Below are 21,299 nucleotides of genomic sequence, written 5' to 3'. Positions count from 1 at the left end.
ACCCGGGAACAAGTCTCCAGGGGCTTGCGTTGAACCCCATGAGTGAAGTTGAGCGAATCACACTCAACTTATTTGTCTCATCGCGTCCCACGACGCAGAATGGTCTCAACACAGTCTTCCCGGGGGATCCCCGGGTATGCCTCAACCGCAACAATCACGGAGGAATCACCATGGCACGTGCAGTCGGAATCGACCTCGGTACGACCAACAGCGTCGTCTCGGTCCTCGAGGGCGGCGAGCCCACCGTCATCGCCAACGCCGAGGGGGCCCGTACGACCCCGTCCGTCGTCGCCTTCGCCAAGTCCGGTGAAGTCCTCGTCGGCGAGGTGGCCAAGCGTCAGGCCGTCACCAACGTCGATCGCACCATCCGCTCGGTCAAGCGCCACATGGGCACCGACTGGAAGACGAAGATCGACGACAAGGACTTCAACCCCCAGCAGATCAGCGCCTTCGTGCTGCAGAAGCTGAAGCGCGACGCCGAGGCCTACCTCGGTGAGCCCGTCACCGACGCGGTCATCACCGTCCCCGCCTACTTCTCCGACGCCCAGCGTCAGGCCACCAAGGAGGCCGGCGAGATCGCGGGCCTCAACGTCTCGCGCATCGTCAACGAGCCCACCGCGGCCGCTCTGGCCTACGGCCTCGACAAGGGCGACGACCAGACCATCCTCGTCTTCGACCTCGGTGGCGGCACGTTCGACGTCTCCCTGCTCGAGATCGGTGAGGGTGTCGTCGAGGTCAAGGCGACCTCCGGTGACAACCACCTCGGTGGTGACGACTGGGACCACCGCGTCGTCGAATGGATGATCGAGAAGTTCAAGAACAACAACGGTGTCGACCTGGGTGCCGACAAGATCGCCAAGCAGCGCCTGGACGAGGCCGCCGAGAAGGCGAAGATCGAGCTCTCCAGCTCCTCGGAGACCACGATCCACCTGCCCTACATCACCCACGGCGAGACCGGCCCCCTCCACTTCGAGGAGAAGCTGACCCGCGCCGAGTTCCAGAAGATCACCGCCGACCTGCTCGAGCGCACCAAGACCCCCTTCAAGGCGGTCCTCAAGGACGGTGGCGTCGCCATCTCCGCGATCGACCACGTGGTCCTCGTCGGTGGCTCGACCCGCATGCCGGCCGTGGCCGAGGTCGTGAAGGAGCTGCTCGGCGGCAAGGAGCCCAACAAGGGCGTCAACCCCGACGAGGTCGTCGCCGTCGGTGCTGCGCTGCAGGCCGGTGTGCTGAAGGGCGAGGTCAAGGACGTCCTGCTCCTCGACGTCACTCCGCTGAGCCTTGGCATCGAGACCAAGGGCGGCGTCATGACGACCCTGATCGAGCGCAACACCACCATCCCGACCAAGCGTTCCGAGGTCTTCACCACGGCTGACGACAACCAGCCGTCGGTCGAGATCAAGGTCGCCCAGGGTGAGCGCCAGATGTGGGCCCAGAACCAGTCCCTCGGCAACTTCGAGCTGACCGGTCTCCCGCCGGCTCCGCGCGGCGTGCCGAAGATCGAGGTCACCTTCGACATCGACGCCAACGGCATCGTGCACGTCACCGCGAAGGACCAGGCCTCCGGCAAGGAGCAGTCGATGACGCTCACCGGTGGTTCGGCGCTGAGCAAGGACGACATCGCCAACATGGTCGCCGAGGCCGAGAAGTACGCCGAGGAGGACGCCAAGCGTCGCGCCGCGGTGGACGCCCGCAACCAGGCCGACTCGCTCGTCTACACGACCGAGAAGTTCCTCGAGGAGAACACCGAAAAGCTGCCCGAGGACGTCAAGACCGAGGTTGCCGCCGACGTCGAGGCCCTGAAGGCGACGCTCGCCAACGAGGAGGCAGCGGCCGAGGAGATCGAGGCCGGCACCACCAAGCTCAACGAGTCCAGCCAGAAGATGGGCGCCGCGATGTACGCCGCCGCGGAGGCCGAGCAGGCCGCCGCCGGGGGCACGGACGAGTCGACGGGTGGCGAGGACGCCGACGTCGTCGACGCCGAGATCGTGGACGAGCCCGCCGAGGGTGACGACAAGTGACCGAGTCCCCGGAGTCCCGCGAGCCCGGCGCCGAGCAGTCCGACGTGGACCTGCCGCCCGAGTTCGAGATCCCCGAGGTTGAGGTCCCCGAGACCCCTTCGACCGCCAACCCGGCGGTCGAGGGGGCCGGGGGGCCCGGCCACAAGGACGCGGAGGGCGTGGACCCGTTGAGCATCGCGATGGCCGAGGCCGCGGAGCGCACCAGCGACCTGCAGCGTCTCCAGGCGGAGTTCCTCAACTACAAGCGCCGCGTCGACCGGGACCGTGAGTTGATCGCCCAGAACGCGACGATCAAGGCACTGTCGCCGATCATCGAGGTGCTCGACGCGATCGACCTGGCCCGTCAGGCCGGCGACGTCGACGGCGGCTTCAAGTCCGTCGCCGAAAAGCTCGAGCGGGCGGTCAACGCCTCCGGGCTGGCTCGTTACGGCGAGGTGGGCGACGCGTTCGACCCCAACCTGCACGAGGCGCTGACCCACATGGGTGAGGACCCGGAGGTCACCGTGACCACCGTCAAGGTCGTCGCCCGCGCGGGTTACCGGGTCGGTGAGCGGATCGTGCGCGCCGCGCAGGTGCTCGTCGTCGATCCAGCCGCCGGCGAGTGATTGCAGCACAGCGACGAAGGACAGCAATGACCATCCGGAGTGAGGGGAGGGTGAGCAAATGAGCAACAACAGCACGGAGGGCTTCCGGGCCGACTGGGCGGACAAGGACTTCTACGCGGTCCTGGGGGTGAAGAAGACCTCGGACGCAGCGGAGATCAAGAAGGCCTACCGCCAGCTCGCTCGGGAGAACCACCCCGACTCCAACCCGGGCGACGAGTCCAAGTCCGAGCGGTTCAAGGCGGTCGCCGAGGCGTACGACGTGGTCGGTGACCCCGAGAAGCGCAAGAAGTACGACGAGATGCGTTCGTTGTACGCCTCAGGCGGCGCCGCCGGAGGCTTCGGCGCGGGCCACGCCGGCGGGTTCGACCTCAACGACCTCTTCGGCGAGCGCCGTGGTGGTGGAGGCGGCGGTGGATTCGGCGACGTCTTCGGTGACATGTTCGGCGGCAGTCGGCGCGCCAACCGGCCACGGAAGGGTCAGGACGTCGAGTCGACGGCCACGATCAGCTTCACCGACGCGATCGACGGTGTCACGATCTCCCTGCGCCTGACCTCGGACGCTTCCTGCGGGACCTGCAAGGGCTCCGGCGGCAAGCCGGGGACCAAGCCGCACGTCTGTTCGGTCTGCGAGGGTGCCGGCACCGTCATCAACTCCGTGGGCGGCGGCTTCTCGATGAACGAGCGCTGCCCTGCCTGCGGTGGACGCCAGCTGCTGTACGACGAGCCCTGCCCTACCTGTGGGGGATCGGGTCGCGGCATGTCCTCGCGCACCATCCAGGCGCGCATTCCCGCCGGGGTCAAGGACGGCCAGAAGATCCGGGTCAAGGGCAAGGGCGGCTCCGGTGAGAACGGCGGTGCCGCCGGTGACCTGATCGTCACCGTCAAGGTGGCCAAGCACCGGATCTTCGGACGTACGGGTGACAACCTCACCATCGACGTCCCGATCTCCTTCGACGAGGCGGCGCTGGGCGCCGAGGTGCGCATCCCCACGCTGAGCGGCCCGGCCGTCACGCTGAAGGTGCCCCCGGGCACCCCCACCGGGCGTACGTTCCGGGTGCGCGGCAAGGGGGTCACCCGCCGCGACGGCACGAAGGGCGACCTCCTGGCCACCGTCGTGGTCCAGGTGCCGGCCACGTTGGATCCGGCTGCACGCGAGGCCCTGGAGGCCTATCGTGTCGCCACCCAGGGTCGGCCGCTGCGCACGAAGTTGTTCGAGGAGGAGTGATGAGCACGTTCGGTGTCCCGTCGCCCGATGCGGCGGTCTACGTCATCTCGGTCGCCGCGGAGTTGACCGGACTGCACCCGCAGACCCTGCGCACGTACGAGCGCATGGGTCTGATCACCCCCGGGCGCACGGGCGGCGGCGGGCGCAGGTACTCGCACCGGGACCTTGAACTGCTCCGGCAGATCTCCGAGCTGACCGGCAGCGGCATCGGGCTCGAGGGTGTACGCCGCATCCTCGAGCTCGATGCCCAGAACATTGCCCTGCGCGAGATCAACGCCGAGCTGATGGCCGAGCTCGCGGCGACGCGTGAGGCGCTGCGCCAGGCGCATGCCGCGGTGCGTGTCGGCTCGTCGAACCGACTGCCCGCGCTGCGACCGACCTCCACCGAGTCGTCGCTCGTGGTGTGGCGGCGCAACGCCCGCTGAGCGCGGGTCAGCGCAGGGCGTACGTCGCCAGGGACACACCCACGTAGTGCGCGATGAAGGCCAGGACCGTGAAGGTGTGGAACACCTCGTGGAAGCCGAACCACGCGGGGTGCGGGTTCGGCTTCTTGAGGCCGTAGACCACGGCGCCGACGGTGTACAGCAGCCCGCCTGCCACCACCAGGCTCAAGGTCGCGATCGCTGCAGGAGTGCTCATTCGCTGGGCGCCGTCGATGAAGTCGGGGATGAAGAAGACAGCGAACCAACCGAGACCGATGTAGATCGGCGTGTAGAGCCATCGCGGAGCGCCGGTCCAGAAGACGCGGAAGAGCACTCCCAGGAGGGCGCCGCTCCAGATGCCGGTGAGCAGCCAGACGCGCGCGCTGCCCTCCAGCAGCAACATCGCGAACGCCGTGTACGTGCCGGCGATCAGGATGAAGATGTTCGAGTGGTCGAGCCGGCGCAACAGCGCCCAGACGGCTGGCTGCCACGTGCCGAGGTGGTAGGTCGCCGAGGTGCCGAAGAGCAGCAGTGCAGACGCGATGAAGACCCCTGATCCGATCTTCGTGTCGAACGAGGGGGACAGCAGGATCAGGACGACGCCAGCCACCAGCACGAGCGGGATCGACCCTGCATGGAGCCACCCCCGCAATCGCGGCTTGATCTCGGCCATCTTGTCGGCCATCACCACCAGGGCCGCATCGTGGTCCAGGAACTTGCTCACGAGGCCATCATGGGCCCCGAAGAGCTCCGGACGAACCGGTGCTCGCCCAGTGGCGCGCCCCTCCTGGTGACCTCGAGCAGAGCCGCGTCGTGATTACGCAGCCGCTCTCCGGGGAACAGGAGGTCCAGCGATCACGGATCCGAGATCCATCAACGAAGGAAGTCTATGTGCCGAGTCCTCGCCTACATCGGGCCGGAAATCCCGTTGGAAGATCTGTTGATCAAGCCGGAGAACAGCCTCATCAACCAGACCCTCGACCCTGAGCGCCACCCTCAGCTGCAGTTGGCCGGGTGGGGGTTCGGAGCCTGGAGCGAGCATCTGCTCAAGCCGGACGAACCCCTCCTCTACCACCGTCCCATGGCTGCCTTCTACGACGACAACGTCGAAACGATCGTGCCGAGTCTTCAGGTCAGCACCATGCTCGCGCACGTGCGAGCGGCGGACTACAACTCGAAGACCGTGCTGGCCGACGAGAACTGCCATCCCTTCTCCTTCAAGGGGACCCCGTGGATCGTCGCGCAGAACGGTGATCTCCCTAACTGGAAGCTCTTGCAGCGCGAGCTGCTGAAGCACTGCAAGGACCAGTACCTGGAGCAGATGATGGGCAACACGGACACGGAGTTCCTCTACGTGCTTCTCCTGTCCCTGCTCGAGAGCGACAGCGACGAGGACGTGAAGCGCGCCTTCGAGGAGATGATGAGGCTCATCGTCGAGGCGATGAAGGAGCTCGATCTCCCGGCTCTGACCAAGCTGAAGATGGCCCTGGTCTCTCCGAACCGGATCATCGGGGTCAACGTCGGGACGGGGCACGAGGGCGAGACCGACCCGGCTGGTGACTGGAGAGAGTTGACCAAGGCAGCCCCGGGCACGGATGACTTCGCCCTCGGCATGCTCCTTGAGCCGATGTATCTGCTGATGGGTCGCGACTTCCAGGACCAGGGAAGGTACGGCTTCGAGGACTGCTCCGTCAAGGAGGCGACGTCCGTCATCTTCGCCTCCGAGCCGCTGACCGAGGGCACCGACGACTGGTCGACACTGGAATTCGGGGAGATCGTGTTCCTCGAGAGGGACGGCGAGACCATCACCAGGACCGTCAACCGCCTGAAGGTGTAAGCGGCAGCGAGGGGGCATCCCACCAGGAGTTCTCCACCCATCGGGGTGCTCCGGCACCTGACAGGATGACCCATCGTGACGTGGAACTGGGTGCGCCTCAGCGACGAGGTGCGGCGCCTCAAGCTGCCCTCGGGGGAGTACTCCGTCGGCCGGATTGGCTACGGACTCTCCCGCGATCATTCCTCGACTGCCGATCGAGTCGAGCTCCTCGTCACCGAGACGGGCTGGCGCCGCCTCAAGGAGCGGGGTTGGGGTGAGCGAGGCAGAGACACCCTGCGGCATCCGAGCGACCGCTCCCTGAGTGCCCACCTGGTGGAGCTGGAGGACGTCCGCCACGAGATCCTCGAGGTGGACGGGGTGCCGGTGGTCGGCGTGGAGCCTGATCCCCCTGCCGCGCCACGGAGCACCTGGGGTGAACGCTTCTCCACGGCGATGACCGGTGCCGCGCTGGCGCTCGTCATCGGCGCCATCGCCTACGGATTCACCGTGTTCGAACCCTCGCCCGAGCCCGGGACGATGTGGCAGCACCTCGCCTTCAAGACCACGAAGGTGGAGGCGACCGTCGAGTCGTGGCACGAGGCCGGCACCTGTCAGGGCGCAGAGACCTGGGACACCTCGCCACGCATCGACATGGTCTACAGCTGGATCGATGACGGATCCTCGGTCGTGAGGTCGTACACCGGCTGCGGCGCCTCGACGGACAGCCCGCAGGACATCTGGGTGACTGCGGAGGGGGACGTCGCGAGCCAGCACTCTCCCTGGGCCGATCACTTCTGGCCGGCCCTCATCGTCTGCCTGGTGCCGTTGGCCTTCCTCATCGACCCCGTCAGCGTTCGCTTCCGGCGCTGGCGGCGGCGCCGGTCCCAGGCCTGAACCTCATCTCGCGTGCTGCCCTGGCCAAGCTGCCGGGCTTGTCAGTCGAGGGAGGCGATGACTTCGCCGATCATCGCGACTATGCGCTCGGCATCAGCGCCGGTCGCGTCCTGGTCGGGGTCGTAGATGGCGATGCTCCACCCGAGGCAGCCGGTCTGCTCGAGCGCGGTGGCGAGCGAGCGCGTCAACTCCGGCCACGTGAGCCCGCCCGGTTGATCAGGGACGCCGGGGAGTCCTTGGGAGGAGAAGTGTGTGGGGTCGAGTACGTCGAGATCCACGTGGAGCCACCACTGGTCGGCGGCCAACCGAATGTGCGTCACGGCTTCTTGCGCGCAGCCGGCAGGGTCCATCGCTGTCTCTCGACAGTCGCGCAGCCACACGCCGCTGTCTCGTAGCGAACCGACGTTGAACTGTCGTCGCCAGGCTTCGTCCCTGGGGCCGAGCACGGCGAGCTCTGACTGTTCGAGCGCCGGCAGCCGAGCGGCCAGCGGACCGGAGAGGAGGTGCCCGGTCAGTCCGAGGAGCAACCCGATTTCCGTGTTGGCTGCCTCGCCGTCCTCGGAGACGTCCAACGGCATGGTGTCCTCGTGGCCGTCGACGAAGAGCAGTCCGACCGGCCCCAAGGGGCCGCGCAGCGCCGGGATGATGCCCAGGAGCGATGTGCAGTCGCCGCCGAAGACGATCGGGAATCGGTGGCTGGACACGGCCCGTGCCACGGCGTCGCCCAGACGCTCGACCATGGCGAGGAGCGCAACTTCGTTGATGAGCGACGTTGCGCGCCCGCGCTGTGGGTGAGGGGCGGGCAGGGCCAGATCTCCCGTGTCTCGGACAGTTCGACTACCGAACGCGTGCCTGATCCCCACCGCACGCAGCGCCGCAGAAGCGGCAGCCTGATTGCCCGGGCGTCCGTAACCGTCGAACGGCACCCCGATGAGCTCGATGTCCTTGATGTGAGATCACCCCCGCGGCTGATCCGGCATTCACACTGTCTCAGAGACGCAGGCCTACGGGAAGCACTCGCGAGGGAGCCCCGTGCAGTCACCATCCGGGACCTGGCCGGCAATTGCCGTCAGGCCAAGCTGGTAGTCATTGAGGACGACGACCTTGGTGATTCGGCTGAGCTTGTAGCCCAGGGCCTCGTCGTGCCACGTCGCGTCGGAGCGTACTTCGCGCAGCCAGAGCCATCCGGACTCGATTTCGTCGACGGCTCCGATCCATTGCATGGCCGATTTGTGGCGCCTCTCCTGCTCAATCCCGATCAGTTCAGATGCCTTGCTGAGGGTCTCGATGAGGCGGCGCGTCTTGCCGAGGTCCAAGTCTTCCGGCGCACTTGGTGGCCATTGAGGTTGGGAGCGCGCAAACCTCTCGGCGAAGGTGGAGTCATCGGCGACCTTGACGACGTCCCTGAGTCGAACTGCGGTGAGGCCGTCGAAGTAGCCACCGTCTCGAGTCTGCGCGATCAGGACCCACTTGGAGCCCATCGCGACGACGAACCCGTCTACACGGTCGGCGTTCCTCGGCGACCGACTGATGTTGACCAGGGTCTGTTCGCGCATCGCCCTTTCAAGCTCGTCGATGCGCGGATCAGCCTTGCTCACCGAGCGATCGTTGCACGAACGGCCGACCAGCGTGTTGGCGATGCAGGTTTCAGGGTCCGTCCCACCATGTCCGCGCTCATAGGCGGGGAAGTGACTCACTTGCGGGGGCGCCCTCTGACAGAGTTGGACCATGGGTTCGCCAGGAGTCGTCGCAGACGTGAAGCAAGTCCTGTATCACTGGTGGGACAACACCGAGCCTGAGGTCGGAGCAAGGCACTTCGGGGTTACCGCGCAGGTCTTGATCGGCTCGACAGACAGCGACCTGGCCGACTCGTTTGACGTCATCTTGTGTTCCCCCAGCATGTTCGCTGACCGATTCGGGGTCGAGCGATGGGGCCATGGATTCGCAGAAGATGTCCTGCCGGGCGGCGAAGTCCTGCCCGTACGCGGTGTATGGCTGATGAAGACGTGGTCACCGGCCGCGTTTGAAGCCGCCGTAGAACGACTGGTTACGGCAGTGAGCCCGGGCCCAGACTGGCAAACGGTTGCCGCCCGCATAGGCCGCCACCTGCCCTGGGAGTACGACTACAGACACGACGACCAACTGAACGAGCGCGCAGGCCTACCCCGGCGGAAGCACTCCTTTTGGCACGACGACTACCGCACCTAACGGGTACCCGGGCGGCGCCGCAACGTAGGCCCGTGCCGGGATAGGTGCGCCCGGCTGGCGGGGAAGTGACGCAGTTGCTGCTCACCCAGTTCGGGCTCACCGTCGAGGACCAGACGCTGCTCGGCTGGCAGGGCAGCATTCCGTCCGTGAGCTGACCGCGTCGGTGGCGCCGGATGCAGGCGACGGCCGGGCGGCGACCGGCAAACTACTCGCCCGCCACCCTGCGGAGCTTGCCGCTGACCTTCACGCCAAGCATCACCGGCCGTTTGAGGAGGCCAGGGTGGGGCTCGGAAGGACGGCTAGTAAGCGGGGCGACATGCCCGCCGTGTTCGGCGACAAGGACCCGCGTGCCGTCGCCGAAAAGGTCGAACGCGATGCCGAACCGGGCGTGTGCGGGCTCGTCGTGTACCCAACCGTTGTCGGCATCTCCGGAGAGGTAGAACTCGATGCGAACCCCACCACCCGCCGACAGTTGCTGCAGCTTCCGGCCAGCCTGCTGGTTGATCTTGGGCTCGCTGGTCTCGAGCGTGCCGACGCGCTCCCAGGAGTCGCTGAAGGGGGCGGCCGGGTCGCGATTGACGAGAACGTGGATGGTCACCCCTGGACTGTATCGGGACGCTGGCGGACGTTGCCCAGCCCGCTTAGCTGCCGGCGCTCGACCTTGAGGAATTGCCGGACGCGCGCTGTCGCCGCCCTGCGACCGGATGTCGGCAGAGAGGTACGTCCGCGTCACACGCCGACAGGCGGCGAAGTGCAGCAGGTTCTGCTGTCCCAACGGTGCAGCAGTCCCGTCTGTCTGGCCAGGCATGCGTGGCTTGCGGTGACCCGACGACTCCGCTATTGCCACACCGTGACCCAGACGACCGATAGCCTTGCGCGGTGCCAATCGTCGACCGCGCCTCAATCCTCGTTCAAGACACCATGGACCAGTTCGATGCGCCAGGAACTGCGGTGGCTGCGCTCACCCGGCGCTGTCAGCGGATCGCCACTCTGCGCGGGGACGCCATCGCACTTTCGTGGCTGACACTCGAGTCGACAGACGTCGCGAACCTGAACGAGAGCACGACAGATATGCCGCGCGGGTCGTTGGTTGCTCGTCTGCTCAACGCCCTGCCCGGTGACGAAACGAACGCGAAGTGGACGGCGGAGTACAACGACTACATAAGCCGGCGCCGAGTGCAGTCAGGCCAGCAAGAAGCCAATCTCCGCAGCGTTCAGCAGATCGAGGAGTTGGTCCAAATGCTGCGCGAGCAGGAGGCCGCGACGCTGGTCCCGCCACCGCCTGGAATGAGCGGTCCGGAGCTCGGTAGGTTCATCTCCGATCGAGATCGGACACGTACCAAGCTTGTCACCACACGAATCTCGCTCGACACGGTGCTTGCCCGCATCAAGAGCCGTCTCTGGGAGTTCCTGAGCGAGACTGAATATGAGCTTTCGTTCGGCGAAGCCTCGGCCGAGACGTTCGACCGGCTGCGGTCCTACGTCGACAAGCAGCTCACGACGATCTCGCCGCCGGCTCTCGAACAGTTCCAGGCCGCCTACCGTCGGTTGAAAGACGGCGGCAATGAGGACCGGGCGCATGCCCTCACATCCTGCCGTCGAGTGCTCAAGACCTTGGCCGACGAGCTCTACCCCGCGACCTCAGAGCCCGTGACCGGCGCGGACGGAAAGACGCGGGTGCTCAACGACATGATGTTCGTAAACCGGATCCTCCACTACGTCGCCGAGACCGTGGGCAAGCACGAGAACGGTGCCGTTGTGCAGGCCGCGCTCATGGATGTCTCCGCACGCCTAGACGCGCTCAACGCGCTTGCGAGCAAAGGTGTGCACGCAGATGTGACCACCTACGAGGTCGATACATGCGTCGTCCAGACCTACCTCGTGGTCGCGGATGTTTTACGCATCCGTGAGCGCGCTGCATGGGCGGATAACCCGGCGCCAGCCTGAGGCGGGCCTCAAGCTTGCTGATCCATCGCGTTTGCTCACCCGGACGCCAATGATCGAGCGCCCTAGGCTTGAATGATGCAGCGTCAACGTCGGTCAACGACCTAAGGTGCTGCCCGGCCGTACGCGGCGGAGTGACGCACCCCCCGTCCGAAGGAATTGCCTGCGCTGCAGGGCTCATACGCGTAGAGCTACCCGATCTCCTACATGAGGACGGTTCGCGCTCTATGTTTGCTGTCCATGCGAACAACTGGGGGCGTCCGTGGGTAGGGCCGATCACATTTACGTCAGCCGTGGTCCGTATACGCACCATGGGATCGATGCTGGAGATGGCACAGTCATCCACTTCACCGGCGAACCAGGGACCGCCAAGATCAACGCTTCGATCGCCCGATCCTCAATGGGCGAGTTCCTCAAGGGGGGCGATCTCAAGACCCGGCGGTATGGAACGCGGGATGACGCGGACACGACTATGGAACGTGCAGAGGCGCGTCTCGGAGAGACTGGCTACCACTTGGTCGTCAACAACTGTGAGCACTTCGCGACCTGGTGCTGCACCGGACGTAGCCTGAGCAAGCAGGTGCGCGGAGCGGGAAGTCTCACCGCACACGGCGCGGTCGCGGGAACCACAGTCGCAGCGACGACCGGCGTCGTCGGCGCGATGGGCGCGGTGGGTGGACTGAGCGGCGCAGGAATCATGTCGGGCCTGGCAACCGCAGGAGGGTTTGCGGGTGGCGGGGCCGCGATTGGGCCGGCCATGATCGGACTCGGGCCCGCCGTTGTAAGCGTGGGGATCACCCAAGTTGCTTTGCGTGATGATGAGACATTGCCGCAGGACGAGCGGAAGGCCCGTCGCGACGGGCGGGCCGCATCGTTAGTCGGTGCCGGCGCCAGCACGCTCGGTGGGGTTGCCGCCATCAGCGCAGCTGGAACGACCGGCTTGAGTGCTGCTGGTATTGCCAGCGGTCTCGCTACGATCGGCGGATTTGTGGGAGGCGGGATGGCGGCGGGCACTGTCGCAGTCGTGGCTGCTCCTGCCGTGGTGGGCGCGGGCCTGGGTGCCGGAGTCTTCATGCTTAGTCGGCACCTGAGGCGGACAGACCATCGCACCGACTCGAGCATCGAGCCATCTGCCACGACCGAGGGTGCCGAAAGTGATTGACCGGCATCAGATCGCTCACGACCTTGCTCTCGCCTACGTCTACAACAGGCACGGGGCAGAGGTGACTGGCAACTTCAAGGTCAGCACCTTCAACGACGAGGTCTCGGGCGAAGGAGACGTCCATACCGAACGGCTGGCTGACGTGGACGAGTTTCGCATGAAGAAGCTCGGCACCGGCGAGACTCACTTGTGGGGGCTGCGGGAGAAGAAGCAGTGGGTCGAGGATGGATTCAAAGTCGACCGCACATTCGACCTAATGCTGGACGACTACCTCGCGGCTCGCGAGCGGTTCACCCTCCTGCTGGATCGACGCAGCATGGGGTTGGCTGACCCCTGATTGACGGGTCCACGTGCATGGCTGGCCCCGCCACGCGGCGCTATGACCCAGTCGGGGTGTCCGAACCGCTTCCAGGAGGCGTTGCGGCGTCCGCCTCGTCAGACACCTCGTCCTCGGCTGGCTGCGTCATGTTCCAGAGTGGCACGACCACCAATTTCAGACACAGCCACCAGATGTAGACCGACGATGCGCTCCACGCTTGGGCGTCGTCCAACAGTCCATGGGCAGTGTTATGTCGCAAGTTGGGCCCACTCTGCTCGACCAGCATTGCTTGGAGTTCGAACTGAAGCGACTCACCGAGGATTCGCGCTGTATCCGGCATGGCGAGCAGCGAGGGCAGGCTTTTCTCCGACTCCACGCCGTAGGTGTCAACGAACAGCGTGTGGATCCCTTGGCGCTTGAGGACGGCCCGGATCAGCTGTTCCATCTGAGGGATCAGCACGGCCGCAGCGGAGGCGAAGTCGCCGTTCAGGCCGTGGCGGAGGCCGCGGGCCCAGAGGTCCTCGTGTCCCGACGGTACGAGGGGGGAATCTGCGCAGACGCGCTGCAAGAAGCCTAGGTCGTACCGGTGCTCGAAAGTCACCACCTCGTGCGCGGGGATGATGAAGCCGGTGACCGCGATTCCGGTCGGGACTGCTGCACGATCAGGTGACAGTGATTAGTCACGCAGCCTGAGTGGCTGGCGTGGTCATGATTGTCTCGAACTCGATCGGGGTCAACCGGCCGAGACGGTCCTGTCTGCGGCGCCGGTGGTAGGTCCGTTCGATCCAGGTCACGATCGCGATCCGCAGCTCTTCACGGGTGGCCCAGGCGCGACGGTCCAGGACGTTCTTCTGTAGCAGGGCGAAGAACGATTCCATGGCGGCGTTGTCGCCGCAGGCCCCGACTCTGCCCATGGATCCGACCATGTCGTGACGGTTCAGAGCGTGCACGAATTTCCGGCTCCTGAATTGCGAGCCTCGGTCGGTGTGGACCACGCACCCGGCCACGTCACCGCGCCGGGCGACGGCGTTGTTCAGGGCTGTGACGGCCAGGCGTGACTTCATCCGCGAATCGATGGAGTAGCCCACGATCCGGTTGGAGTAGACGTCCTTGAACGCGCAGACGTAGAGCTTCCCTTCACTTGTCCAGTGCTCCGTGATGTCCCCGATCCAGAGCCGGTTCGCAGCATCGGCGGTGAACTCGTGCCGGGTCCGGCCCTTCTCATCGGTGATCGCGCAGAGGTCGTCGTGGACCGGTGGCCCTGCCTTCTTGGTGCCGCTCTTGCGCTTTCCGAACACTGACCACCAGCCGTTGCTGGAGCAGATCTTCCACGCCGTTCGTGGCGTCATCGGCTCGCCGGCGTCGCGGGCCTCGTCAACGAGGAACCGGTAGCCGAACTCGGGGTCGTCGCGGTGGGCATCGAAGAGGGCGTTGGCGCGGTAGGCCTCATCCAGTTCCGCGGTCGTGACCGGGTTCGCGAGCCAGCGGTAATAGGGCTGGCGGGCGATCTTGAGCACCCGGCACGTCACCGTCACGGGGATCCCATCAGCGGCAAGGTCGCGGACGAGCGGGTAACTCATTTTCCCGGCAGATGAGCCTGGGAGAAGTAGGCCGCAGCCCTTCTGAGGACCTCGACCTCTTGTTCGAGGGTCTTGATCCGCTTCTTGGCTTCACGCAGCTCAGCGGACTGAACGGCGGTGGTGCCGGGGCGGTCACCGTCGTCGATGTCGGCCTTCTTCATCCACGTGTACAAGGTGGTGAAGTGGATCCCGAAGTCCTTGGCGATCTGGGAGAGCTCAACACCGGGCTCACGGTTCCTGGCGACGCGGACCACGTCGTCGCGGAACTCCTTGGGGTACGGCTTCGTCACGGGGACATCCTTCCAGCCCAACCATCTGGTTAGGCCGCTCGGTTGTCACCTATCCGTGCAGCAGTCCCGTGCCCGCAGTACGGACACTTGTAGGCGCTCGAGGTGTCACCAGCCTTCTTGAACGAGGTGTGGCCTTTGGAACAGGTAGTAGCCACGTTGTAGTTCCCCTCAGAGGTCTTCTTCGCGTCAACCTTGAACATATGGATGCCCTCTCATGCATGGCAATGTCTGGCTGGGCCCGGGTCTAAGCCGGGTCTCCGGAGTGCTGTTACTGACCTGAGCATTGGTTCGACCGCAAATTTTGGTCGGACGGGCGCCACATATGGGCTCTATTCTCAGTGACGTCGGGGAGTGCGCGCGCACCCGTCGGATTGAGATGCACTGGTTCGCGGCACCTCTTCACTTGGTAACGTTACTGTCACCGCTTCCCGCCACTAGCCACCGCGTACTTACAGGTGCCTGACGAGGGCCCGCCAGGAGGGGTCTGTTGGTCGACGGGAAGACTCGGCCTCGGCTATTCCGCGTAGCCGTTCTATGAAGGCGCCAAGCGCAGGGCTATCGGCGACTAGGCGCTCGCCTAGCGTACTCATGGCAGCAACCTGCTGTGGATCGAACGAACCCGCACCGCCAACCTTGCTAACGACACCAATCCACATCTGTTCCATCAGTTCGGATTGTTCGGGGGTCGCGCTGGGGAAATCGGCAGCAATATCCAACTGACCAGCATCATCGAGAGCTTTTTGGAACGCTTGGTCATGCTTCGCGGAATTTGATGCCTTCTTGCGGAACAGACCCATCGTGGAACCTCCTGATATGCAGCTATTTGTTACGTGCGTGACCGTATCCGCGTGTCTCACTCGATGTCCATCCCTTCTTGGGATTTTTGCCAAAGGCCCGGGGTTGAGGCTGGGGCCCGGCTACAACTCTGCCGGTCCGGTAACAGCCCGTGCGTCCGCGGTAGAGCCCGACAAACACCCGTATATGGAGTCCGTCTTCAGGCCGCGACTGCATGTAGGTGCGAGGCCGCCATTGCTGCTGCGAGCTGGGCAGTACCGTCCCCTCTTGAGCCTCACCTCCACACAGTGGTCGACTTGGACGCGGCCCGAACAAGTGCCACAGCCGGGCCCGGTGGGCACCCGCAAGAAGCGCACCCCGCCAATCACCTTGACCGAGTCTGGCCGGACCCCGGTCCTGAGGAAACCGTCTAGTAGCCGCTATAGGTACCACCTGACTCACTCACCTCTCCCGGGCGTGGCTCGGACCAGGCGTGCCCCAGGACGCAGCGCAAAGATTGAATCGCCCCGGGGCGCCGCGACTACCTCCCTGATGAAATCCTCATCAGGGAGTAGCCCATGACAACCTCCGACAGCCTCGAAGCCCGCGCTGACAAGGCACGGCAAGCACTCCGGCAGTTGGCCCACGGCACCCGTCACATCGAGGATCCCACGCAGATCTACGCAATCTTGGGCGACCTCTCGAACGGTCTCGTCTCCTTCGCGCAGTCGCTGCACCAGATTGCCGCGTTCCACGATGCGCCAGGGCGGGGGCACGTCCAGTTGGCTGGTGACGCGCGCGCAGGGCGCGCAACTTCGTACCAAGTCGCCTGGGAGTTGCACCGGGCCGCCGAGATGCTCGCCCAAGGGGCGAAGGCCCTCGACAAGGCTCACGAGCTCGAGGCGACCATCACGTACGACCTCCGCGAGGCTGATCTATCGATCGAAACGCCTCGGACGCAGCGCGGGCGCGGACTGTCGCTATGACCAAACGGTTCGAGAAATCAAACCTGCACTCCGCAGTCCTCGTGTCCCCCGGACGCGAGAGACGAGCCGACCGGAAACTCAGAAGCGCCTCCGCGCGGGCGCTGATCAACGACGACCGCGACGTCCAGCGATCGTCAGCACGTCAGAAGGCCGCCGACCTGGCGGCCGAGAAGCGCGCGACCGTGTTGCTTCCCCGCGCCGGCGAACCTGGTCCCGCGACGCTGCGTACCCCCGGACGGCTCCGTCTCCCCCGGCATCAAGACACCTCCGCCACCCTCGCTGGCGCCTACCCGTTCCTGGCCGAAGGAGGGCTCGGTAGCGAGGGCGTCTTCGTCGGCCAGGACCTCTACTCGGGATCGTCGTTCGTCTATGACCCGTGGGTTCTCTACGCCCGCGGCCTGATCACCGCACCGAACCTCGTACTCGCCGGGATCGTCGGCTCCGGCAAGTCGAGCCTCGCCAAGAGCCTTTACACCCGCTCCATCCCGTTCGGCCGACGCGTCTACGTGCCCGGCGACCCCAAGGGCGAACACACCGCCGTCGCCGAGGCCATCGGCGGCAAGGCCATCGCGCTGGGCCACAGCATGCCAAACCGGCTCAACCCACTCGATGAGGGCCACCGTCCTGCCGGACTCGACAACGCACAGTGGGCCAGCCAAGTCACCAGCCGACGACGCGACCTGATCGGAGCGCTCGCCGAGACCGTCCTCGACCGACGCCTCACTCCCCTCGAGCACACCGCGATCGACGTGGCCCTGGACCGCACGGTCCGCGGAGCGGACGTACCGGTGCTCCCGATGGTGGTGGACCGCCTTCTCGCACCCGACGCAACCGATGACCACGACGGTCGACTACTTGAAGACGGACGGCTCGTAGGCCACGCCCTACGACGACTGGTAGCCGGCGACCTCGCCGGACTATTCGATGGCCCTTCCACCGTCGACTTCGACCCGTCGCTGCCGATGATCTCGCTGGACCTGTCCCGAGTCGCCGACAACTCCACGCTCGTCTCCGTGCTCATGACGTGTGCCTCAGCGTGGATGGAGTCCGCGCTCATGGACCCGGCCGGCGGGCAGCGCTGGGTCGTGTACGACGAAGCCTGGCGGCTGATGTCGCACCCCGCGCTCCTGCGCCGAATGGACGCCCACTGGCGCCTCGCGCGGCACTACGGGATCGCGAACATGCTGATCTTTCACAAGCTCTCCGACCTCGACAACGTCGGCGACTCCGGCTCCGCGATGCGTGCCCTTGCCTCGTCGCTGCTCGCCAACGCCGAGACCCGCATCGTCTACCGGCAGGAGTCCGACCAGCTCGGGGCCACCTCCGCCGCGCTGGGTCTCACGGGCACCGAGCAGTCCCTCATCCCCACGCTCGGTACCGGCCAAGGACTCTGGCGCATCAAGAACCGATCCTTCGTCGTGCAGCACCAGATGCACCCCGACGAGCTCGAACTCTTCGACACCACCGGCCGCATGACAGGAGGCACTGCGTCATGACCACTGAAGTTCGAGGGAGAGGGGCTCGGGAAGCCAAGCTGGAGGCACTACACCAACAACTCAGCGGGTCCGTTGCAGCACTCGTCACGGGCGAGGACTGGAAGCGTGCTCTGGAGTTCGCGGCCCGGTTCCGTTCCCGCAGTTTCAACAACACGATCCTCATCTACGCCCAGCACTACGCGGCGTACACCGAGGGACGCGTACCCGCGCCGACTCCCACGTACGTCGCGGGGTTCCACCAGTGGCTCTCCCTAGGCCGCCATGTTGAGAAAGGCCAGCACGGGTACGGCATCCTCGCGCCCGTCACCGCCAGGTTCGTCTCCGCGACCCCGTCGAATCCTGCGTCGTGGCATCGGCTCGCGCGCGGTGAGAAGCCCGGCTTCGGCGAGGCTGTGAAGTCGAAGCTCATCGGCCTCAAACCGACTCACGTCTGGGATGTTTCTCAGACCGCAGGTGACCCGTTGCCTGAGCTCCCCCGACCCCACCTGCTCCGGGGCGAGGCACCGAGCGGGCTGTGGGACGGCCTCGCCGATCAGGTCACGGGGCTGGGGTTTGACCTCCGGTTGGTTTCGTCAGCCGCCACAATCGGCGGAGCCAACGGGCTGACCGACTTCCTCACCCGCGAGGTGTCGGTCCGGGTGGACATGGACGACGCAGCCCAGGTCAAGACACTCAGCCACGAACTTGGGCATGCTTTGCTCCACAGCCCCCGCGCTGACCCCATGTCCACCGAGCCGGCAGCGGACGCGACCCTGCATCGCGGCATCGCGGAAGTTGAGGCTGAGTCCATCGCCCTGATGGTCGGCGCCGCGCACGGCCTCGACACGTCGACCTACACGATCCCGTACGTCTCCACGTGGGCATCGAGTGTCCCGGGCAAGACCCCGCTCGAGGTCGTCCAGTCGACGGCCGACCGCGTCAGGAGTGCTGCGCTGGGGATCCTCGAGAGACTCGATACGCAGAAGATCGGGGACGGCAATCCACCAGGCCTCGACCGCGAGGCGTTCAACCACCAAGCCAGGAGACCTGCGGTGGCCACCGGCGTACGCAATGACTCGACGGGACTCGGACTATGAAGATCCCGGTCGTTCTCAGCGCCGTCCACGTCGACATCGACCCTGACGGGCGCCTCACCGTCGATGTCGACGGCACCCCCCACCAGAGCGAGCATGTTTTCGGGCGCGGCGACCTCCAGTCGGTGCTGGACGCAATCACGACAGGCCTCGGGACCGCCGTTCGCGTCGAGATCCGTGAAGCCGACGGCGCCACCTACGCCGACATCGCCACACCCCCGCCTGCAACAGAGAACAGTCCTAAGTGCGACGCACCGATCCCGGTGTCCCAACCGGGCCTCCACGGCCAAGGGTTTCACCCGGGCGAGGAAGTCGTCATCGCGTACGTCGTGTGCACGCAGACAGCCGATGCTGACGGGCAGACAAGCCTGAACCTGCCGCCCGCTGTCCTGCGCCGGGGCGGACCCAAACTGCTGCTGGTCGGGATGACGTCCGCCGCCGTAGCCGAGATCGAGCAGCCGGCATGAACACCCGGAGTCAATCCGTCGACAATAGGCTCACGAATGCCGTGCTGATCGCCATCTGTGGGGTCTTCATTCTCGCGCTGCTCCTGCACGCCGCCGGTTTGATCGCCGCCTTCGCCACCGGGTCAGAGCAACCCTCTGCAGGCCTGGCGGCCGGGTTACGCGTTCTTGTTCAGCCGCGTACGCCCGGGCTGGCGCTCGGCGCCTCCAGCCTCTCGGCTGTCGCGTACTGGTGCAGCATGCTCACCCTGGTCGCGCTGCTGATCGGACTCCTGTGGACGGTGTGGGTGCTCGTCTCCAGAGGGCGGCACCGCAGCGCCCACGACCCCAGCCGTATCCAAGGCACCGCGACCAGACGGGACATCGACGACACCGCTTCGGAGAAGGCCCTGCTCCGTCGGGGTCACACTCTGCGCCCATCGCTCACTCGCCCCACAGCGCGCGACGTCGGCTACCTACTCGGCAAGAGCCACGGGCGAGGTGTCTGGGCTTCGGTCGAAGACTCGATCCTCGTCATTGGTCCACCGCGTTCTGGCAAAGGCCTTCACCTGGTGGTGAACGCGATCCTCGGCGCACCAGGCGCCGTCGTCACCACCTCGACGCGCCCCGACAACCTCGCGGCCACGATCCGAGCGCGGCGCGACGTCGGACCGGTTGCAGTCTTCGATCCGCAGCGTCTCACCGCCGGGCTCACCGACGTTGGTGGAGTCGGCGTGCGCTGGTCACCGATCCGCGGATGCGAAGACCCGCTCACGGCCATGATCCGCGCCACCGGGCTCGCGTCCTCGACCGGCCTCTCGGCGGGGGGAACCGAGTCAGGTGGCTTCTGGGAAGGACGCGCCCGTGCCGTCATCCAGGCACTTCTTCACGCCGCCGCGCTCGACCGACTCCCCACCCGCGTGCTCTTCGAATGGTCACTCTCCGCGACAGCAGCGATGGACGCCGTCGGGATCCTCGCCAGCCACGGCGGTGCCGCGCCCGGTTGGGCCGACTCACTCCACGGGATGATCCATTCCGACCCGCGCACCCGCGACTCGATCTGGATGGCCGTCTCCCAGTCCATGGCTTCCCTCGCGGACCCCAAGGTGCTTGACGCTGTCAGCCCCTCCCCCGGCGACGAGTTCGACCCCACCCACTTCCTCACCAACAACGGGACGCTCTACCTGCTCGCCACCGGAGCCGGAGCAGGAGCTGCTTGGCCTCTCGTAGCTGCCTTCCTGGAAGACCTCACCGAAACCGCACGCCACCTCGCAGCAGCATCACCAGGCACCCGCCTGGACCCACCCCTCTTGCTCGCGCTCGACGAGATCGGCAACCTCGCTCCCCTCCCGTCGCTCCCGGTCCTCATGGCAGAGGGCGGCGGCAACGGGATCACGACCATGCCGGTCCTCCAGTCGCTCTCCCAGGCCCGCGCGAAGTGGGGCGAGCACGCGGCCAGCACCATCTGGGACGCATCCATCGTCAAGGTCATCTTGGGCGGCGCCTCCGCGTCCAAGGACCTGCAGGAACTCTCCGTCCTCATCGGCGAGCGCGACGACCCCAACGACACGATCACGATCAACGAAAACGGCGCGCGTTCCGTTCAAAGGTCAACCCGCCGGCGACACGTCATGCCGCCGGAGCAGATCAGGATGCTCCCCTTCGGCACCGGCCTCGTGCTGCTGCGAAGCGCCCCGCCGATCGTCGCTCGCCTACGCTCGTGGCGCGCCCGGTAGACGGACCGCAGTCCTCCAGCTCCTGTGCGACAAGGAGGCGGCTGCGGGAGCGCGGGGCACTTCGCTCTATTCCGGGAAGGCATGGTCGGTTGTAGCGTCGGTGCGGTGGGGGCCGGTATGTGGCCTATCCAAGAGTGTCGATTGTGCGAGCACCCTGACCGCGCTTGATTCTCGAGAGTCTCCGCTGCGACTCCCGGCGCACGACACGTCGTTCCTGAGACGGGGGATTCTGCACGGCCTGCTCAAACCCTACTCTCGGATTCCGGGACCACACGCACCCCAATCCGGGGGTGCGCACAGGCCGG

Annotated in this window: 22 protein-coding genes; 15 read left to right on the top strand and 7 right to left on the bottom strand. The window is 66.0% G+C overall.

What is annotated here, in order from left to right:
• The first annotated feature begins 170 nt into the window (after positions 1-170).
• Genes dnaK through DNK52_RS06500 form a run of 4 tightly spaced genes read left to right on the top strand, consistent with a single transcriptional unit; the run spans position 171 to position 4,276 of the window.
• A complete protein-coding gene (gene dnaK, locus DNK52_RS06515) occupies positions 171-2,021 on the top strand; it encodes a molecular chaperone DnaK (protein WP_110240183.1) in 1,851 nt (616 codons plus the stop codon).
• Positions 2,018-2,626: a nucleotide exchange factor GrpE gene (gene grpE / locus DNK52_RS06510; protein ID WP_239455426.1), complete on the top strand. Its 609-nt coding sequence runs from the start codon at positions 2,018-2,020 to the stop codon at positions 2,624-2,626. The genes dnaK and grpE overlap by 4 nt, the downstream gene beginning before the upstream one ends.
• A gap of 58 nt (positions 2,627-2,684) precedes the next feature.
• Positions 2,685-3,851: a molecular chaperone DnaJ gene (dnaJ, locus tag DNK52_RS06505; RefSeq protein WP_110240182.1), complete on the top strand. Its 1,167-nt coding sequence runs from the start codon at positions 2,685-2,687 to the stop codon at positions 3,849-3,851.
• On the top strand, positions 3,851-4,276 hold the full coding sequence (locus tag DNK52_RS06500) for a heat shock protein transcriptional repressor HspR (protein ID WP_110240181.1): 426 nt from the start codon (positions 3,851-3,853) through the stop codon (positions 4,274-4,276). The genes dnaJ and DNK52_RS06500 overlap by 1 nt, the downstream gene beginning before the upstream one ends.
• A 7-nt stretch (positions 4,277-4,283) precedes the next feature.
• Here DNK52_RS06500 and trhA read toward each other — a convergent pair whose 3' ends face one another.
• Positions 4,284-4,997: a PAQR family membrane homeostasis protein TrhA gene (gene trhA, locus DNK52_RS06495; protein ID WP_239455425.1), complete on the bottom strand. Its 714-nt coding sequence runs from the start codon at positions 4,995-4,997 to the stop codon at positions 4,284-4,286.
• 165 nt (positions 4,998-5,162) lie between these two features.
• Between trhA and DNK52_RS06490 the strand changes: the two genes are divergently transcribed.
• Both DNK52_RS06490 and DNK52_RS06485 read left to right on the top strand, forming a co-directional pair.
• Positions 5,163-6,110 (top strand): class II glutamine amidotransferase, encoded by a 948-nt coding sequence (locus DNK52_RS06490; RefSeq protein ID WP_110240180.1) that lies wholly within the window; start codon positions 5,163-5,165, stop codon positions 6,108-6,110.
• Between the two features lie 75 nt (positions 6,111-6,185).
• Positions 6,186-6,983, top strand: coding sequence for a hypothetical protein (locus tag DNK52_RS06485; RefSeq protein ID WP_110240179.1), 798 nt, complete (start codon positions 6,186-6,188; stop codon positions 6,981-6,983).
• 41 nt (positions 6,984-7,024) lie between these two features.
• Here the strand turns inward: DNK52_RS06485 and DNK52_RS06480 are convergent, their stop codons facing one another.
• Positions 7,025-7,915 (bottom strand): arginase family protein, encoded by an 891-nt coding sequence (locus DNK52_RS06480; protein WP_275426145.1) that lies wholly within the window; start codon positions 7,913-7,915, stop codon positions 7,025-7,027.
• Between the two features lie 72 nt (positions 7,916-7,987).
• The gene (locus DNK52_RS06475; RefSeq protein WP_110240177.1) at positions 7,988-8,581 is read right to left on the bottom strand and encodes a hypothetical protein; all 594 of its coding nucleotides are present in this window, start codon (positions 8,579-8,581) and stop codon (positions 7,988-7,990) included.
• A 157-nt stretch (positions 8,582-8,738) separates the two neighbouring features.
• Between DNK52_RS06475 and DNK52_RS06470 the strand changes: the two genes are divergently transcribed.
• Positions 8,739-9,191 carry an Imm8 family immunity protein gene (locus DNK52_RS06470; protein WP_162598656.1) on the top strand — a complete coding sequence of 151 codons (453 nt, stop codon included), beginning with the start codon at positions 8,739-8,741 and terminating at the stop codon, positions 9,189-9,191.
• A 205-nt stretch (positions 9,192-9,396) separates the two neighbouring features.
• On the opposite strand, the gene DNK52_RS06465 is transcribed toward DNK52_RS06470, so the two are convergent.
• The gene (locus DNK52_RS06465; protein ID WP_110240175.1) at positions 9,397-9,789 is read right to left on the bottom strand and encodes a hypothetical protein; all 393 of its coding nucleotides are present in this window, start codon (positions 9,787-9,789) and stop codon (positions 9,397-9,399) included.
• 281 nt (positions 9,790-10,070) lie between these two features.
• On the opposite strand from DNK52_RS06465, the gene DNK52_RS06460 reads away from it, so the two are divergent.
• From DNK52_RS06460 to DNK52_RS06450, 3 genes are all read left to right on the top strand, one after another.
• Entirely contained in the window at positions 10,071-11,138 is a 1,068-nt protein-coding gene (locus DNK52_RS06460; RefSeq protein WP_110240174.1) for a hypothetical protein, read from the top strand.
• 259 nt (positions 11,139-11,397) lie between these two features.
• Positions 11,398-12,297, top strand: coding sequence for a lecithin retinol acyltransferase family protein (locus tag DNK52_RS06455; RefSeq protein WP_162598655.1), 900 nt, complete (start codon positions 11,398-11,400; stop codon positions 12,295-12,297).
• A complete protein-coding gene (locus DNK52_RS06450) occupies positions 12,281-12,634 on the top strand; it encodes a hypothetical protein (protein WP_162598654.1) in 354 nt (117 codons plus the stop codon). The genes DNK52_RS06455 and DNK52_RS06450 overlap by 17 nt, the downstream gene beginning before the upstream one ends.
• 40 nt (positions 12,635-12,674) lie before the next feature.
• On the opposite strand, the gene DNK52_RS06445 is transcribed toward DNK52_RS06450, so the two are convergent.
• The 3 genes from DNK52_RS06445 to DNK52_RS16005 form a co-directional block, all read right to left on the bottom strand.
• Positions 12,675-13,076, bottom strand: coding sequence for a DUF4209 domain-containing protein (locus tag DNK52_RS06445; protein ID WP_162598653.1), 402 nt, complete (start codon positions 13,074-13,076; stop codon positions 12,675-12,677).
• A 220-nt stretch (positions 13,077-13,296) separates the two neighbouring features.
• Positions 13,297-14,486, bottom strand: a protein-coding gene (locus DNK52_RS06440; protein WP_110240170.1) for an IS3 family transposase whose coding sequence is annotated in 2 segments (ribosomal slippage) — positions 13,297-14,199 and positions 14,202-14,486 — 1,188 coding nt in all. Because the reading frame shifts where the segments join, the coding sequence is not laid out codon by codon here.
• A 449-nt stretch (positions 14,487-14,935) separates the two neighbouring features.
• Positions 14,936-15,283, bottom strand: coding sequence for a hypothetical protein (locus DNK52_RS16005; protein WP_162598652.1), 348 nt, complete (start codon positions 15,281-15,283; stop codon positions 14,936-14,938).
• A gap of 555 nt (positions 15,284-15,838) precedes the next feature.
• Here DNK52_RS16005 and DNK52_RS06435 point away from each other — a divergent pair.
• The 5 genes from DNK52_RS06435 to DNK52_RS06415 are packed head-to-tail and all read left to right on the top strand — an operon-like array spanning position 15,839 to position 20,994.
• Positions 15,839-16,246 (top strand): hypothetical protein, encoded by a 408-nt coding sequence (locus DNK52_RS06435; protein WP_110240169.1) that lies wholly within the window; start codon positions 15,839-15,841, stop codon positions 16,244-16,246.
• Positions 16,243-17,742: a VirB4 family type IV secretion system protein gene (locus tag DNK52_RS06430; RefSeq protein ID WP_110240168.1), complete on the top strand. Its 1,500-nt coding sequence runs from the start codon at positions 16,243-16,245 to the stop codon at positions 17,740-17,742. The genes DNK52_RS06435 and DNK52_RS06430 overlap by 4 nt, the downstream gene beginning before the upstream one ends.
• Positions 17,739-18,818, top strand: coding sequence for an ArdC family protein (locus DNK52_RS06425; protein WP_110240167.1), 1,080 nt, complete (start codon positions 17,739-17,741; stop codon positions 18,816-18,818). Before DNK52_RS06430 ends, DNK52_RS06425 begins: the two co-directional genes overlap by 4 nt.
• A complete protein-coding gene (locus DNK52_RS06420) occupies positions 18,815-19,282 on the top strand; it encodes a hypothetical protein (RefSeq protein WP_110240166.1) in 468 nt (155 codons plus the stop codon). Before DNK52_RS06425 ends, DNK52_RS06420 begins: the two co-directional genes overlap by 4 nt.
• A gap of 41 nt (positions 19,283-19,323) precedes the next feature.
• On the top strand, positions 19,324-20,994 hold the full coding sequence (locus DNK52_RS06415) for a TraM recognition domain-containing protein (protein ID WP_239455424.1): 1,671 nt from the start codon (positions 19,324-19,326) through the stop codon (positions 20,992-20,994).
• Positions 20,995-21,299: the final 305 nt, after the last annotated feature.

The organism is Nocardioides gilvus (genome assembly GCF_003194605.1).
In the GTDB taxonomy this organism is placed as follows: Bacteria; Actinomycetota; Actinomycetes; order Propionibacteriales; family Nocardioidaceae; genus Nocardioides; species Nocardioides gilvus.
The sequence above is the reverse complement of the archived record's forward strand: the minus strand, read 5'-3'. Positions and strand labels throughout refer to the sequence as shown.

Excerpts from the sequence above, each read along its gene's own strand:
- dnaK (WP_110240183.1), top strand. The coding sequence starts at position 171 with ATGGCACGTGCAGTCGGAATCGACCTCGGTACGACCAACAGCGTCGTC.
- dnaJ (WP_110240182.1), top strand. The coding sequence starts at position 2,685 with ATGAGCAACAACAGCACGGAGGGCTTCCGGGCCGACTGGGCGGACAAG.
- DNK52_RS06500 (WP_110240181.1), top strand. The coding sequence starts at position 3,851 with ATGAGCACGTTCGGTGTCCCGTCGCCCGATGCGGCGGTCTACGTCATC.
- DNK52_RS06490 (WP_110240180.1), top strand. The coding sequence starts at position 5,163 with ATGTGCCGAGTCCTCGCCTACATCGGGCCGGAAATCCCGTTGGAAGAT.
- DNK52_RS16005 (WP_162598652.1), bottom strand. The coding sequence starts at position 15,283 with ATGGGTCTGTTCCGCAAGAAGGCATCAAATTCCGCGAAGCATGACCAA.
- DNK52_RS06435 (WP_110240169.1), top strand. The coding sequence starts at position 15,839 with ATGACAACCTCCGACAGCCTCGAAGCCCGCGCTGACAAGGCACGGCAA.
- DNK52_RS06430 (WP_110240168.1), top strand. The coding sequence starts at position 16,243 with ATGACCAAACGGTTCGAGAAATCAAACCTGCACTCCGCAGTCCTCGTG.
- DNK52_RS06425 (WP_110240167.1), top strand. The coding sequence starts at position 17,739 with ATGACCACTGAAGTTCGAGGGAGAGGGGCTCGGGAAGCCAAGCTGGAG.
- DNK52_RS06420 (WP_110240166.1), top strand. The coding sequence starts at position 18,815 with ATGAAGATCCCGGTCGTTCTCAGCGCCGTCCACGTCGACATCGACCCT.